This is a genomic window from Citrobacter sp. Cb080, from assembly GCF_030334745.1.
In the GTDB taxonomy this organism is placed as follows: domain Bacteria; phylum Pseudomonadota; class Gammaproteobacteria; order Enterobacterales; family Enterobacteriaceae; genus Citrobacter; species Citrobacter braakii.
In genome coordinates this window covers 1-15,265 of sequence record NZ_JAOWDG010000033.1, presented here as the reverse complement: position 1 = coordinate 15,265, position 15,265 = coordinate 1, and the positions used below count along the sequence as shown (strand labels likewise).

General features: G+C 48.2%; 12 protein-coding genes and 2 tRNA genes. 6 read left to right on the top strand and 8 right to left on the bottom strand.

Annotated elements, in window-relative coordinates; translation table 11 throughout:
- Positions 1-2 precede the first annotated feature (2 nt).
- From oppC to ychE, 4 genes are all read right to left on the bottom strand, one after another.
- Positions 3-911 (bottom strand): oligopeptide ABC transporter permease OppC, encoded by a 909-nt coding sequence (oppC, locus tag OGV38_RS06695; RefSeq protein ID WP_003020701.1) that lies wholly within the window; start codon positions 909-911, stop codon positions 3-5.
- 14 nt (positions 912-925) lie between these two features.
- On the bottom strand, positions 926-1,846 hold the full coding sequence (oppB, locus tag OGV38_RS06690) for an oligopeptide ABC transporter permease OppB (RefSeq protein ID WP_003020708.1): 921 nt from the start codon (positions 1,844-1,846) through the stop codon (positions 926-928).
- A gap of 120 nt (positions 1,847-1,966) precedes the next feature.
- A complete protein-coding gene (gene oppA / locus OGV38_RS06685; RefSeq protein ID WP_286473082.1) occupies positions 1,967-3,598 on the bottom strand; it encodes an oligopeptide ABC transporter substrate-binding protein OppA in 1,632 nt (543 codons plus the stop codon).
- Positions 3,599-4,370: 772 nt separating this feature from the next.
- Positions 4,371-5,018 (bottom strand): NAAT family transporter YchE, encoded by a 648-nt coding sequence (gene ychE / locus OGV38_RS06680; protein WP_286473080.1) that lies wholly within the window; start codon positions 5,016-5,018, stop codon positions 4,371-4,373.
- A 487-nt stretch (positions 5,019-5,505) separates the two neighbouring features.
- Between ychE and adhE the strand changes: the two genes are divergently transcribed.
- Positions 5,506-8,184: a bifunctional acetaldehyde-CoA/alcohol dehydrogenase gene (gene adhE, locus OGV38_RS06675; protein WP_286473079.1), complete on the top strand. Its 2,679-nt coding sequence runs from the start codon at positions 5,506-5,508 to the stop codon at positions 8,182-8,184.
- 238 nt (positions 8,185-8,422) lie between these two features.
- Here the strand turns inward: adhE and tdk are convergent, their stop codons facing one another.
- On the bottom strand, positions 8,423-9,040 hold the full coding sequence (gene tdk, locus OGV38_RS06670; protein ID WP_019076935.1) for a thymidine kinase: 618 nt from the start codon (positions 9,038-9,040) through the stop codon (positions 8,423-8,425).
- Between the two features lie 623 nt (positions 9,041-9,663).
- On the opposite strand from tdk, the gene hns reads away from it, so the two are divergent.
- Complete coding sequence (hns, locus tag OGV38_RS06665) at positions 9,664-10,077, top strand: histone-like nucleoid-structuring protein H-NS (protein ID WP_003020723.1); 414 nt, start codon at positions 9,664-9,666, stop codon at positions 10,075-10,077.
- Positions 10,078-10,214: 137 nt separating this feature from the next.
- Here hns and galU read toward each other — a convergent pair whose 3' ends face one another.
- The 3 genes from galU to rssA form a co-directional block, all read right to left on the bottom strand.
- A complete protein-coding gene (gene galU, locus OGV38_RS06660; RefSeq protein ID WP_016153274.1) occupies positions 10,215-11,123 on the bottom strand; it encodes a UTP--glucose-1-phosphate uridylyltransferase GalU in 909 nt (302 codons plus the stop codon).
- Between the two features lie 204 nt (positions 11,124-11,327).
- Positions 11,328-12,341, bottom strand: a complete 1,014-nt coding sequence (gene rssB / locus OGV38_RS06655; protein WP_016153275.1) for a two-component system response regulator RssB — start codon at positions 12,339-12,341, stop codon at positions 11,328-11,330.
- Between the two features lie 90 nt (positions 12,342-12,431).
- The gene (gene rssA / locus OGV38_RS06650) at positions 12,432-13,343 is read right to left on the bottom strand and encodes a patatin-like phospholipase RssA (RefSeq protein WP_016156731.1); all 912 of its coding nucleotides are present in this window, start codon (positions 13,341-13,343) and stop codon (positions 12,432-12,434) included.
- Positions 13,344-13,454: 111 nt separating this feature from the next.
- On the opposite strand from rssA, the gene OGV38_RS06645 reads away from it, so the two are divergent.
- The 4 genes from OGV38_RS06645 to OGV38_RS06630 all read left to right on the top strand — a co-directional run bounded on the left by OGV38_RS06645 (position 13,455) and on the right by OGV38_RS06630 (position 15,170).
- Positions 13,455-13,910, top strand: coding sequence for a YchJ family protein (locus OGV38_RS06645; protein ID WP_029139563.1), 456 nt, complete (start codon positions 13,455-13,457; stop codon positions 13,908-13,910).
- Positions 13,911-13,965: 55 nt separating this feature from the next.
- Positions 13,966-14,808, top strand: a complete 843-nt coding sequence (gene purU, locus OGV38_RS06640) for a formyltetrahydrofolate deformylase (protein ID WP_016153278.1) — start codon at positions 13,966-13,968, stop codon at positions 14,806-14,808.
- A 156-nt stretch (positions 14,809-14,964) separates the two neighbouring features.
- Positions 14,965-15,049 (top strand) — tRNA-Tyr (locus tag OGV38_RS06635).
- A gap of 36 nt (positions 15,050-15,085) precedes the next feature.
- Positions 15,086-15,170, top strand: a tRNA-Tyr gene (locus OGV38_RS06630).
- Positions 15,171-15,265 lie beyond the last annotated feature (95 nt).

Genomic DNA, 15,265 nt, shown 5'->3' with positions numbered 1-15,265 from the left:
CCTTAACGGTCTTTCGGGTCGAGGGCATCACGCAGGCCATCGCCAATAAAGTTAAAACAGAACAAAGTGACCACCAGGAATCCTGCCGGGAACAGCAGCAGCCATGGTGAGACTTCCATCGAGTTGGCACCATCACTCAGCAACGCCCCCCAGCTACTTAATGGCTCCTGCGTCCCTAATCCCAAAAAGCTCAGGAAGGATTCAAACAGGATCATGCTGGGCACCAGCAACGAAGCGTACACCACCACCACGCCCAGCACGTTCGGCACAATATGACGGATAACGATGCGTACGGTAGATACCCCACCCACTTGCGCTGCTTCAATAAACTCTTTGCGCTTGAGACTCAGCGTTTGTCCACGCACGATACGCGCCATATCCAGCCAGGATACCATCCCGATAGCGACAAAAATCAGCAGGATATTTTGCCCAAAGAAGGTGACCAGCAGAATCACGAAGAACATGAACGGGAAGGAGTTGAGGATTTCCAGCAGACGCATCATCACGGAGTCGATTTTACCGCCGAGGTAGCCCGACAGAGAACCGTATAGCGTGCCGACAACTACCGCGACCAACGCCGCGGCAATGCCGACCATCAGCGAGATGCGACCGCCAATCGCCACACGAACCAGCAGGTCTCGACCTGACGAGTCGGTGCCGAAATAGTGTCCAGATTCTGTATCCGGCGCGCTGGACATCATGCCCCAGTCGGTATCGAAGTAGGTAAACTGCGACAGCATCGGCGCCAGCGTCACAAACAGCGCAATAATCACCAGCACGACCAGGCTTGCTACCGCCGCGCGGTTATGCATAAAGCGTCGACGCGCGTCCTGCCACAGACTGCGGCCCTCGACCTCCAGCTTTTCACTGAAATTCTCCAGCGCTTCGCTGTTTTTCTTACTTAACATCATAGCGAGCTCCAGTATCAGTAACGAATTTTCGGGTCGATAACGGCATACAGCACGTCAACAATCGCGTTAAACACGATGGTCAGCGTCCCTACCAGTATGGTGAGGCTCAGGACCAGCGAATAGTCGCGGTTTAACGCACCATTGACGAACAGCTGGCCAATGCCCGGCAAACCATAGATGGTTTCAATAACCATCGAACCGGTAATAATGCCGACAAATGCTGGTCCCATATAGGACAGCACGGGCAACAGCGCAGGTTTTAACGCATGGCGGAAAATAATCCGCCGCATCGGCAACCCTTTAGCGCGCGCGGTACGAATAAAGTTAGAGTGCAGCACTTCAATCATCGAACCGCGGGTAATACGGGCGATACTGGCGATATAAGCCAGTGACAAGGCCACCATCGGCAAGATCATAAATTTCAACGCCCCGCCGTTCCAGCCGCCTCCGGGCAGCCATTTCAAGGTTATGGCAAATATCATGACCAATAAGGGAGCGACCACGAAACTGGGGATAACCACCCCGGTCATTGCCACCCCCATCACCGTGTAGTCCCAACGCGTATTTTGTTTCAGCGCGGCTATCACCCCAGCGCTAACGCCAACGAGGACCGCCAGAATAAAGGCCGCAGCTCCCAGCTTCGCAGAAACCGGAAAGCTCGATGCCACAAGGTCGTTTACCGTATAGTCTTTATATTTAAAAGATGGCCCAAAATCGCCATGCGCCAGCTGCTTGAGGTAGCTGAAGTACTGCGTCGAGATAGGATCGTTAAGATGATATTTCGCTTCGATATTAGCCAGTACCTCTGGCGGTAACGCGCGTTCCCCGGTGAATGGGCTTCCCGGCGCAAGGCGCATCATAAAGAATGAAATCGTAATAAGTATAAACAGCGTCGGAATCGCTTCCAGACAGCGACGTAATATAAATTTTAACATTGCCCGTACCTTCTGGCGTGTGCCTTTACACCTCTTCTACCCCGACGTTCAGGTAAAGCGGTGTTAATAGTTCGAAGAAAAAGACACTGTGGGGCAAAATGATTGCCCCACGTCTTGCCATTAATGCTTGATAATATACAAGTCTTTAACGTGGATATTATCCATCGGGTCTTTACCGGAGTATCCGCCAACCCATGGTTTTACCAGGCGGGCGTTAACATAGTAATAAACCGGTACAATCGCAGAATCTTTATCCAGCTGCTGTTCCGCTTTCGAATACAGTTCGCTGCGCTGCGCTTCATAAGTCACTTTCAGCGTATCCGCAATCAGCTTATCAAACGCCGGGCTCTTATAGTGGACGGTGTTGTTGGAGCTGTCAGACAGCACCATATTCAGGAAGGATGTTGGTTCGTTGTAATCCGCACACCAGCCCGCACGCGAAACATCATAGTTACCCTGATGGCGCGTATCGAGGAATGTTTTCCATTCCTGGTTTTCCAGCTTCACATTGGCGCCCAGATTTTTCTTCCAGATAGATGCCGCAGCGATGGCCAGCTTTTTATGCAGATCTGAGGTGTTATAGAGCAGGTCAAAGGTCAACGGTTTTTCAGCGGTATACCCGGCTTCAGCCAGCAGTTTTTTCGCTTCTTCATTACGTTTTTCCTGAGACCATTTGAACCACTCTGGTTCAACCAGTTTCGCGCCATCGGTGTAAGGAGGGGTAAAGCTATACGCCGGCAGGTCCCCCTGGTTTTTAACTTTGTTGACGATAATGTCACGATCCAACGCCAGTTTCAGGGCGGTACGAACACGAACATCGTTGAACGGTGCTTTCTGGTTGTTGATTTCGTAATAATAGGTGCACAGATACGGGTCAACGTGAACTTCGTTCGGGATCTCTTTTTTCAGTTTCTGGAATAACTCGATCGGCATGTTGTTATAGGTCATGTCGATTTCGCCGCTGCGATAGCGGTTAACGTCAGTCACTTCAGAAGAAATTGGCAGGTAGGTAACCTGGTTAATAACCGTTTTGGCGTTGTCCCAGTAGTTGGTGTTACGCTCAAGTACAATGCGCTCGTTGACCACCCAGTCTTTCAGCTTATAGGCGCCGTTGGTGACGATGTTAGCGGGCTGGGTCCATTTCTCACCGTATTTTTCAACCGCTGCTTTAGGAACCGGAGAAACGGATGAGTGCACAAGCAATTTGTAGAAATAAGGAACCGGCTCGCTCAGGGTGACTTCAAATGTATGATCGTCGAGAGCTTTGACACCGAGATCGGTGATCGGCTTTTTGCCGGCGATAATATCGTCAATATTGACAATGTGACCGTACTGTAAATAACTGGCGTACGGTGACGCGGTATTTGGATTAGCCAGGCGTTGCCAGCTATACACGAAATCTTGCGCGGTAACAGGCGTGCCGTCAGACCATTTAGCGTCTTTACGCAGATGGAATGTCCACACCTTAAAGTCTTTATTTTCCCACTTTTCAGCCACGCCAGGCGATGGTTTGCCATCGACATCGCTGATTAATAAACCTTCAAACAGGTCACGGTTGATATTGGATTCAGGTACACCTTCGATTTTATGTGGATCGAGTGACTGAACTTCCGAACCGTTATTACGCACCAGAGTCTGCTTTTCAGCAAGCTGCACACCTGCTGGCACAACTGCCGCCGTAGCAACATTCCCAGCGATTAGCGCAGTTAGGATCCCCGCAGCTACTAAACTTTTTTTAGTGATGTTAGTCATTGTGTTTGTACTCCCTCATTATTATGGCTGGTTTTTTAACCAGACTGTTAATCCTGTCAGGATCCCTGTACGGCACCGGAGATTTTCTGCCGTCAGGTAGTTTCTTGTTTTACTGCTTGCTATCACCGACTTTATTTATTTCTGGCGATTCGTATGATCGCCTTGCGTCGATTATCTACGTGCCTCCCCTGCCGGAAACACGCTATTACCCTGTTGAGAGAAACTAATTGAAAATGATTCTCATCAACGTGAATTCTTCTGCATAATACCTGGCCGGAAAGTATCAAATGCGTTTCTTAACCGCCAATACATTTTACAAATTTGTTAACCAATTCTCTTTTATTGGAAATAAATCTCACTAAAAAAGTCTTACGAATGAAAGATTATGACAATAAAACGATAAAAATCAATATATTGCATAACGCGCAGTGTTAACTCCCCAGTCCTGTGTCAACACCACGCCAAAATGCACATAAATTTAACAATTGGTTATTAATTAGCACATTCATCTAAAAAAAACGCTGAAATAACTAATAACATTTCGATAATCCTTCAGCAAGCCCCAGAGTATGATGTTAATAAAATAACAGTGACATCGGGATCCCTCTGGTGGACCATTGAGTGTTATATCCATAAAATAAATGAATAAATTAATGAATAACCATCAGATATTTTTATATTTCTATGCTGATTTTCAACTTTAGTGAGAAGTTTTACTAATAACGAAAGGAAACGGAGCCGAAAGAGGCTCCGTTGATGCCGAAGAGGAATATCAGGCAAGTAAACCGGGGAAAATGGACTTGATTCCAGTCACAATGAATTCGATCCCTAAGGCCATTAACAACAACCCCATAATACGCGTAATGACGTTGATACCGGTTTGGCCCAGCAGCCGTACCAGCCACGGTGCCATGCGAAAAAGTCCCCAACAGCACAGGGCAAACAACGCAATCGCCACAAAAAAACCAAACAGGTTAATCGCACTGTGATAACGCGTACCCCAAACAATAGTTGAGCTTATCGCCCCTGGCCCCGCCATAAGCGGCAATGCCAGCGGCACTACGCCGATACTTTCGCGGATTGCTGTTTCTGATTTTTCCTGTTTGTTTTGCTTATCTTCGCCCAGTTTTCCGCTAATCATCGACATTGCGATAGTCACCACCAGAATGCCGCCGGCAATCCTGAACGAATCTATCGAGATACCGAAGAGCTGAAGAATACCGTCACCAAGGAACAGCGAAGTCCACAGGATGATGGCAACCGACAGGTTTGCCGTAAGGTTGGTTTTATTTCGCGCAGCAGCCGTTTGATAGCTGGTCATACTGATAAAGACAGGGATGATCCCGACCGGGTTAACCAATGCGAATAACCCAATGAAAAATTTAAAATAGACAGGAAAATCAAATAGCGCTTGGATCACGGTTAGCTCCGAAGCGTTAGCCGGATAAAATGAGTCATAAAAATTGATAAAATCCGCGCTGAAGATACGCCTTTTGTCAGCATACTTCACCTTCTATCTGTGTATATCTACGTAAATACACTTCCAATACTTAGTGTTATTAATATGTATTAAATATGCTAATGTTAATAGCATTCATCCCACCAATTCATTAACACTTACCGATAAACGCTAAAAGGGCCTGCTGAAAGGTGTCAGCTTTGCGAAATTTTGATCCAGATCACGCAATTACTACTCAGAAGTGAGTAATCTTGCTTACGCCACCTGGAGGTAGCGCGTTAGAATTAAGTGGCGCTAGCGTATAAGCTCTTTTAGTAAATCAAGGTAAAGTGGACGTTAATTAACCGTTTGATTTTCAAAACGTTACACAAATTTTCGTCGATCTGTCTATACTCTCGTATCGAGCAGATGATTTACTAAAAAAGTTTAACATTATCAGGAGAGCATTATGGCTGTTACTAATGTCGCTGAACTTAACGCACTTGTAGAGCGCGTAAAAAAAGCCCAGCGTGAATATGCCAGTTTCACTCAAGAACAGGTTGACAAAATCTTCCGTGCCGCCGCTCTGGCTGCCGCAGACGCTCGAATCCCTCTCGCGAAAATGGCCGTTGCCGAATCTGGCATGGGCATCGTCGAAGATAAAGTGATTAAAAACCACTTTGCTTCCGAATACATTTATAACGCATATAAAGACGAAAAAACCTGTGGTGTGCTGGCTGAAGACCACACTTTCGGTACCATTACCATCGCTGAACCGATTGGTATCATCTGCGGTATCGTTCCAACCACTAACCCGACTTCTACTGCAATCTTCAAATCACTGATCAGCCTGAAGACGCGTAACGCCATCATCTTCTCTCCGCATCCGCGTGCAAAAGATGCCACTAACAAAGCGGCTGATATCGTTCTGCAGGCAGCAATTGCTGCTGGCGCACCGAAAGATCTGATCGGCTGGATCGATCAACCTTCCGTAGAACTGTCAAACGCGCTGATGCACCACCCGGACATCAACCTGATCCTTGCGACCGGTGGTCCAGGCATGGTTAAAGCAGCATACAGTTCCGGTAAACCGGCAATCGGTGTAGGCGCAGGTAACACCCCTGTGGTTATCGATGAAACCGCTGATATCAAGCGTGCTGTTGCATCTGTTCTGATGTCTAAAACCTTCGATAACGGCGTAATTTGTGCTTCTGAACAGTCCGTTGTTGTCGTTGACTCTGTATACGACGCAGTACGTGAGCGTTTCGCGACTCACGGCGGCTACATGCTGCAAGGCAAAGAGCTGAAAGCCGTTCAGGACGTTATCCTGAAAAATGGCGCGCTGAACGCGGCTATCGTTGGTCAGCCGGCATACAAAATTGCTGAACTGGCAGGCTTCTCCGTACCAGAAACCACTAAGATTCTGATCGGTGAAGTGACAGTTGTTGACGAAAGCGAACCGTTCGCTCACGAAAAATTGTCTCCGACGCTGGCAATGTACCGTGCGAAAGACTTCGAAGACGCCGTTATTAAAGCTGAAAAACTGGTTGCGATGGGCGGTATCGGTCATACCTCTTGCCTGTACACCGACCAGGACAACCAGCCAGAACGTGTTGCTTACTTCGGTCAGATGATGAAAACCGCACGTATCCTGATTAACACCCCAGCTTCTCAGGGTGGTATCGGTGACCTGTACAACTTTAAACTCGCGCCTTCCCTGACTCTGGGTTGTGGTTCCTGGGGTGGTAATTCCATCTCTGAAAACGTTGGTCCTAAGCACCTGATCAACAAGAAAACCGTTGCTAAGCGAGCTGAAAACATGTTGTGGCACAAACTTCCGAAATCTATCTACTTCCGTCGTGGCTCTCTGCCAATCGCACTGGATGAAGTGATTACCGATGGTCACAAACGTGCGCTGATCGTGACCGACCGCTTCCTGTTTAACAATGGCTATGCTGACCAGATCACCTCCGTGCTGAAAGCTGCTGGCGTTGAAACCGAAGTGTTCTTTGAAGTTGAAGCTGACCCAACTCTGACCGTTGTACGCAAAGGTGCTGAGCTGGCTAACTCCTTTAAACCAGACGTGATCATCGCGCTGGGTGGCGGTTCCCCGATGGACGCCGCGAAAATCATGTGGGTTATGTACGAACACCCAGAAACCCACTTCGAAGAACTGGCATTGCGCTTTATGGACATCCGTAAACGTATCTACAAGTTCCCGAAAATGGGCGTAAAAGCGAAGATGGTTGCCGTCACCACCACTTCCGGTACTGGCTCTGAAGTTACTCCGTTTGCGGTTGTTACTGACGATGCAACTGGTCAGAAATGCCCGCTGGCAGACTATGCGCTGACTCCGGACATGGCGATTGTTGACGCAAACCTGGTGATGGATATGCCTAAGTCCCTGTGTGCGTTCGGTGGTCTGGATGCCGTCACTCATGCTCTGGAAGCTTACGTATCCGTGCTGGCTTCTGAGTTCTCCGACGGTCAGGCTCTGCAAGCGCTGAAACTGCTGAAAGAAAACCTGCCAGCGTCCTACCACGAAGGTTCTAAGAACCCGGTAGCGCGTGAGCGTGTACACAGTGCAGCAACCATCGCCGGTATTGCGTTTGCTAACGCCTTCCTGGGCGTATGTCACTCCATGGCGCACAAGCTGGGTTCTCAGTTCCACATTCCTCATGGTCTGGCGAACGCCCTGCTGATCAGCAACGTTATTCGTTATAACGCGAACGACAACCCGACTAAACAGACTGCATTCAGCCAGTACGACCGTCCGCAGGCTCGTCGTCGCTACGCTGAAATCGCAGACCATCTGGGTCTGAGCGCACCGGGCGACCGTACTGCTGCAAAAATCCAGAAACTGCTGGGCTGGCTTGACGAAATCAAAGCTGAACTGGGTATTCCTAAGTCTATCCGTGAAGCTGGCGTTCAGGAAGCTGACTTCCTGGCACACGTGGACAAACTGTCTGAAGATGCGTTTGATGACCAGTGTACTGGTGCTAACCCGCGTTACCCGCTGATTTCTGAACTGAAACAGATCCTGATGGATACCTACTACGGTCGTGAATACAGCGAAGATCAAACCGCCGTTAAGACTGAAGCAGTAGCAGCGCCGAAAGCTGAGAAAAAAGCGAAGAAATCCGCTTAATTCATCCAGATAAGTTTTAGTTTCACCATAAACGGTCCCAAATTGGGGCCGTTTTTTTTTACATCTTTCGTTATCAGAATCGATACATGACCAATTCAGCGACGTGTAAAGGATGGGCCTGTAAAAGGATGCTTAGGAGGATGCGAGAATAGCGTCAGGAGAGTGTCTGACAGGGTAGCGAACATTAGCGAATGTCGTAGCCTACCCTGTGCTAATAAGCGCCCAGAAGCGCGTAGAGTTAATCGTGGTTGTGTCGTTCTTGTATCGCCGTCAGAGAGCCCTCAGACTGTGCTTGCTTATAATGCTTACGGCATACCGATACATAGCGTTCGTTCCCGCCAATCACCACCTGTTCGCCCTCGTTATAAGGTCGTCCTGCCTGATCAAGACGCAACACCATGCTGGCCTTACGCCCACAGAAACAAATGGTTTTTAATTCAACCAGTTTATCTGACCACGCCAACAGGTATTCGCTGCCGCCAAATAACTCACCACGAAAATCGGTACGCAAGCCGTAGCACAACACGGGAATATCCAGCTGATCGACAACTTCAGATAATTCATAAACCTGCTGTCGAGTCAGAAACTGCGACTCATCAACCAGTACACAGTGAATTCTTTGCTGCTCATTCTCAGCCCGAATCTCTTCGAACAATGATGAATTTTGGTTAAACAATTTTGCAGGTGACGACAGACCTATACGTGAACTTACTTTTCCGGCACCAAAGCGGTCATCAATTTCCGCTGTATATACCACGGCACGCATCCCACGTTCCTGATAATTGTACGAAGATTGCAGCAATGCAGTCGACTTACCGGCATTCATTGCAGAATAGTAAAAATATAGCTGTGCCATTGACCGTAGGCCCTCACCCGGGGAAATAAATATGGGCAGGATTGTAGCATATTTCACGAACGTGTCGGTGTAGCGTTGCCTGCATAGGCGTATAAATAGGCGTTCAGACTCGCTCAGTGTCGCCTAAATAACCGATCCTTTAAGTGACATGGGAGCGCTAGTACACTCCAGTCATAGCCCAGGCAGCCTGAAACTGGACGGGTATATACACACTCTTTCACAAATAGTGCTCATGAAATTTATCCATACCTCTTATCTTCTTACGGCAATAAAGAAACCCTTCCCTTATTGTTATTGAATCTACCCACTGTCGCCATGTATTAGCGAATTCATGTAAGCAAAACTAATACAAAAGGTTGAAATCACTGCAAAGAGATACTATTTGTACACCATAAAATGTGACCTGAATCTTGAATTTTTACTCTCAGCCGCTGAGAAGCCCCCTCACCAATAAGCCTTTTTTATGCCCAACGTCGCGGTGAATTTAAGACAGATGAATTAATTCTGATACTAAATAAAGCGCAATTTTGAATTCCTTACATTCCTGGCTATTGCACAACTGAATTTATCGCTCTATTATTAGCTCAACAAACCACCCCCAATATAAGTTTGAGATTACTACAATGAGCGAAGCACTTAAAATTCTGAACAACATCCGTACTCTTCGTGCGCAGGCAAGAGAATGTACTCTGGAAACGCTTGAAGAAATGCTGGAAAAATTAGAAGTTGTTGTTAGCGAGCGCCGTGAAGAAGAAAGCGCTGCAGCTGCTGAAGTTGAAGAACGTACTCGTAAACTGCAACAATATCGTGAAATGCTGATCGCTGACGGCATTGACCCGAACGAACTGCTGAATAGCATGGCTGCTGTTAAATCTGGCACCAAAGCTAAACGCGCTGCACGTCCGGCTAAATATAGCTATGTTGACGAAAACGGTGAAACTAAAACCTGGACTGGTCAGGGTCGTACACCGGCAGTGATCAAAAAAGCGATGGAAGAACAAGGTAAACAACTGGACGATTTCTTAATCAAGGAATAATTCAGAAATAGTTTGCTTAAAATCCCGCCACTGGCGGGATTTTTTTTACCTGTACTTCGCACAGTCCCTACCCAGTTCAGGTATAAAAAAACGGTGCTGGATTAACAGCACCGTTCAGACCTGATAATACCAGCAGGTTACTTCTTAATACCCATCTCATCTTCCAGCCAGGCTTTAAATTCAGCGCCGAGAGTATTATGGCGAATACCATATTCAACGAACGCCTGCATATAGCCCAGCTTATTACCACAGTCATGGCTTTTGCCCTTCATGTGATAAGCTTCAACCGTTTCTTTTTCAATCAGCATATCGATAGCATCAGTCAGCTGAATTTCGTCACCGGCTCCCGGAGGCGTTTTTGCCAGCAGAGGCCAGATATCCGCGCTAAGGACGTAACGCCCCACGACGGCCAGATTAGATGGCGCCACATTCGCTTTCGGCTTTTCAACAACGCCAACCATCGGTACGCTTTCGCCCGGCGCTAATTCAACGCCTTTACAATCAACAACACCATAAGCGGTAACATCTTCTACCGGCTCAACCATAATCTGGCTGCTGCCTGTTTCATCGAAACGATGAATCATTTCGGCAAGGTTGTCGCGTGATAAATCAGATTCGTATTCGTCAAGAATGACGTCCGGCAAGATAACCGCAACGGGCTCATCGCCAACCACCGGGTGCGCGCACAATACCGCGTGGCCCAGACCTTTGGCCAGTCCCTGACGCACCTGCATAATAGTGACATGTGGCGGACAAATAGATTGCACTTCTTCCAGAAGCTGGCGTTTTACACGTTTTTCCAGCATAGCTTCAAGTTCAAAGCTGGTATCGAAGTGGTTTTCAATCGAATTTTTAGACGAGTGAGTTACAAGTACAATTTCAGTGATGCCCGCAGCAATACATTCGTTTACGACGTACTGAATTAATGGCTTATCAACCAACGGTAGCATCTCTTTCGGGATTGCTTTCGTAGCCGGTAACATCCTGGTTCCTAATCCCGCAACCGGGATAACGGCCTTTTTGACTTTTGAATTAAGGGCAGCCATTTAAAACTCTCCTGGACTGTTCATGTATTGAACGTGTTCATCAATCTGTATCGCATCCAAGTATATCAGTACCGCGACAAGCTTCTGGTCTGAAAAGGACGCGCGTCGGTATAATTAAGATAAATACGAATAAATCTGGCGCTGATAGTAGCACTCACAGCATGAGGGGGGTGAGCCAATTTCATTCTCACTCCACTCGGTTGTTCATTCTGCAGACAACATCAGGCGCAGCCGACCACCGGCCCCCCAAATTTGGCATTGCCAGGATTCGCAACGTTGGCTCAGTTGATTAAGATACGCATTCCCTAAGGTTCCCAACGGAACGCCATTGCTGATTTGTACATTGTGGGAACCTGTATTTAATGTCGCATTCAGCCCTGCTGATACCAGAATCAGGTTTTTTAATCCGCTGTGGTAATAACCCACCAGCAAAGGGAATTGTCCGGGCAAATTAGCCTGGCGCAATAAATGGTTAACCTGTTTCAATAACGCACCGAGCTCCGGCAATCGTTGATTTTGATGCGCGAGCTGTTCCTGCAGCAAACCGTTAAATAGCGCCCGCAGTAACAATGCAGCCAGAACACCATTATCCCCTGCCCGCGTCACATCCAGACAATAAAACGCAAGGTCATGGTCCGATAGCGGTGCAATATCCAGTACCAGCCCCGGCTGATCGGCGGCTACCAATTGACGATAGTTGATCCGACATCGTGAAATAACTTGCGACACAGGAGGCTGTAATTCTTGCAACAGCTTTGCTGCAGCGGCGGGATCACCAACCATAGCATCCCAGTCGCGAAACAGCCGCTCTTCTTCTTCCACGCGTGAATTAAACATATTCGGATACAGACACGCAAAGACGGTTTCGCGCAGGCGGTTCAGGTCCTTTACCGGCTTTAGCAGCACATCATCCACACCCAATCGCAGTGCTTTGGCTATATCAGACATGTTTTCCGTCGCTGATATCACCAGGATGGGGGTCTGATCGCCACGATTACGCAGATACTCTACTAGCTTAAGGCCGTTCATTCGTGGCATAGCCAGGTCGCAGATAATCAGGTCGGGGTTAAAGTGCCCGAGTAATTCAAGTGCTTCAAGTCCATCGCCAGCTACCGCCGTTGTCGCTCCCAAAGAGGAAAACCATGAGTCCATGAGTGAGCGAAATACCGGCTCATCCTCAACGATAAGAATCTGTTTTCCGACCAATGGCTGCGTCATATTCTCCCCCCTGACTGGCTTTAGTAAATAGTGGCATGCTATTGCTACTCACGCCTGTCAGAATTTGCTTAAGTGTTGATAAAAAATGCGTTAGATGTTGGTTTTCACCAGGGGTAGAAGCTCATCCATTTTCTTCTCGACCGCCAGTTGTCCAGCAGCAATTGCTGCGCTGGCGCGGTGAAAATCCAGCGTGGATATTTGCGGACAAAACGGCTGAATCAGGATGTCTGGCGGGTCACCGGCCATGCGGTTACGTTTCAGACGGTTTTCCAGAACCTGAATAGAAGTCGTCATGATCTCCATCGCCGTCGGCGCGGTTACCGCACGCCTGGCCGTTATGTTGCTCAAGCGCTCTTTCAGTCGGGCACGCCATGAAAGCGCGTCGACATCATCACCCGTTTCGGCATCACTGCTGACGTTGAAGGAGAGTAAATCTTGCTGCATAAGATGCGCATCGTGTTGCAGATCGACGGCAATAACGATGTCAGCGCCCAGCGCGCGAGTTAAGGATACAGGAACGGGATTCACCACCGCGCCATCGACCAGCCAGTAACCATTATGCGCTACAGGGGACATCAGACCAGGAATACTGCAGGAGGCCCGAACAGCCAGGTGCAAATCACCTTCCGTGAACCAGAGCTCCCGACCCGTACTCAGATTAGTAGCCACAGTTGCGAAACGGCGAGTGCATTGCTCAATTGCTTCTACCGGCATGACATTACGGTACTGATTGAATACCCGTTCACCACGCAGTAAACCGCCCCTGCGCCACGAGAGATCCATCAGACGTAAGACATCCCAATAGCTGAAAGAACAAACCCATTGTTCGAGAGCAGGTAACTTATTGCATGCGTAGGCTGCACCAACAAGCGAACCAATGGAACACCCTGCCACAATATCAACATCAATGCCCATATGCTTTAGGGCCTTAATAACGCCAATATGCGACCAACCTCGCGCCGCGCCGGAACCTAGCGCCAGCCCAATTTTTATTTTTCTCATTGTACGTACAAACTTCCCCTGGCTTGCAGACGTAGCAACATCGCTACCGCTCAGTTAACATAGTGCTACCTTGGCGTTTTTACGCCGTTTTTTTATTCCAGGGAGTACTTTGTGTCTCAGCTTTGTCCCTGTGGTAGCGCTGTCGAGTATAGCCTATGTTGCTACCGTTATGTGTCTGGCGCGCAAGTAGCACCTACGCCGTCACATCTCATGCGTTCTCGTTACTGTGCTTTTGTGATGAAAGACGCAGATTACCTTATCAAGACCTGGCATCCGGACTGTCATGCAGCCGAGTTTCGCGACGACATTATCGCAGGATTTAGCCACACTGAATGGCTCGGGCTGACCGTTTTTGAACAACAAACGGCAGACACAGAAAATATCGGCTATGTCAGCTTTGTTGCGCGATTTTCTGAACAAGGTAAAACAGGTGCAATTATCGAGCGCTCTCGTTTTTTAAAAGAAAACGGTCAGTGGTACTATATAGACGGTACACGCCCTCAAATTGGACGAAACGATACCTGCCCTTGTGGCTCCGGTAAAAAATTTAAAAAGTGCTGCGGCTAATCAACGCCCGACAGTATCAATTTTGCAAACATTCTCAACAGGATCACCGCTGCAAATGCATTCATTACAACGAAAAGTGCTGCGTACTATTTGCCCGGACCAAAAAGGTCTGATCGCGCGCATTACGAATATCTGTTACAAGCATGAACTGAACATCGTGCAGAACAATGAGTTCGTGGACCACCGTACCGGGCGCTTTTTTATGCGTACCGAACTGGAGGGTATTTTTAACGACGTCACGCTGCTTGCCGATCTGGATAGTGCCCTTCCAGATGGCTCCATTCGTGAATTAACGCCAGCAGGACGCCGCCGTATCGTCATTTTGGTCACCAAAGAAGCACATTGTCTGGGTGATCTGTTAATGAAGGCCAATTATGGCGGGCTGGATGTTGAAATCGCCGCTGTGATCGGCAACCACGAGACGCTGCGACCTTTGGTTGAGCGGTTTGATATCCCGTTTGAGCTGGTCAGCCACGAAGGTTTAACGCGTGACGAACATGATCTGAAAATGGCTGACGCTATCGACGCGCACCAACCTGACTATGTCGTGCTGGCAAAATACATGCGCGTTCTGACGCCAACATTTGTTTCACGCTTCCCGAATAAGATTATCAATATTCACCATTCATTCCTGCCAGCGTTTATTGGCGCTCGCCCTTACCATCAGGCTTATGAGCGCGGCGTGAAGATCATCGGTGCGACAGCCCACTACGTGAATGATAACCTTGATGAAGGCCCAATCATTATGCAGGACGTAATTCATGTGGATCACACCTACACCGCGGAAGACATGATGCGTGCGGGCCGCGACGTTGAGAAAAATGTATTAAGCCGCGCGCTGTATCAGGTTCTGGCTCAACGCGTCTTTGTTTACGGTAACCGAACGATTATTCTGTAATCGATTGATAATTGAATTGGTTACCTTTACATCTTTACGCGTAAAAATCAGGCAACCAGTTCTTTTTTATCAACGGAATACTTTACAGGGGCGCATCATTTGATATGATGCGCCCCGCTTCCAACGGAAGCAGGCCAGTAACTAGCATTACCCCGTGGTGGGGTTCCCGAGCGGCCAAAGGGAGCAGACTGTAAATCTGCCGTCATCGACTTCGAAGGTTCGAATCCTTCCCCCACCACCATTCATTCCGATAGATTCATAAAATTAGTATACCCCTGGTGGGGTTCCCGAGCGGCCAAAGGGAGCAGACTGTAAATCTGCCGTCATCGACTTCGAAGGTTCGAATCCTTCCCCCACCACCATCACCTCATAAAGCACCTGTATCAAATCCATCTGTTATGCCTCATATTCTGCCCAGACGGGAAGGATGAGAAGCTTCGACTAAGGTTCGATTCGA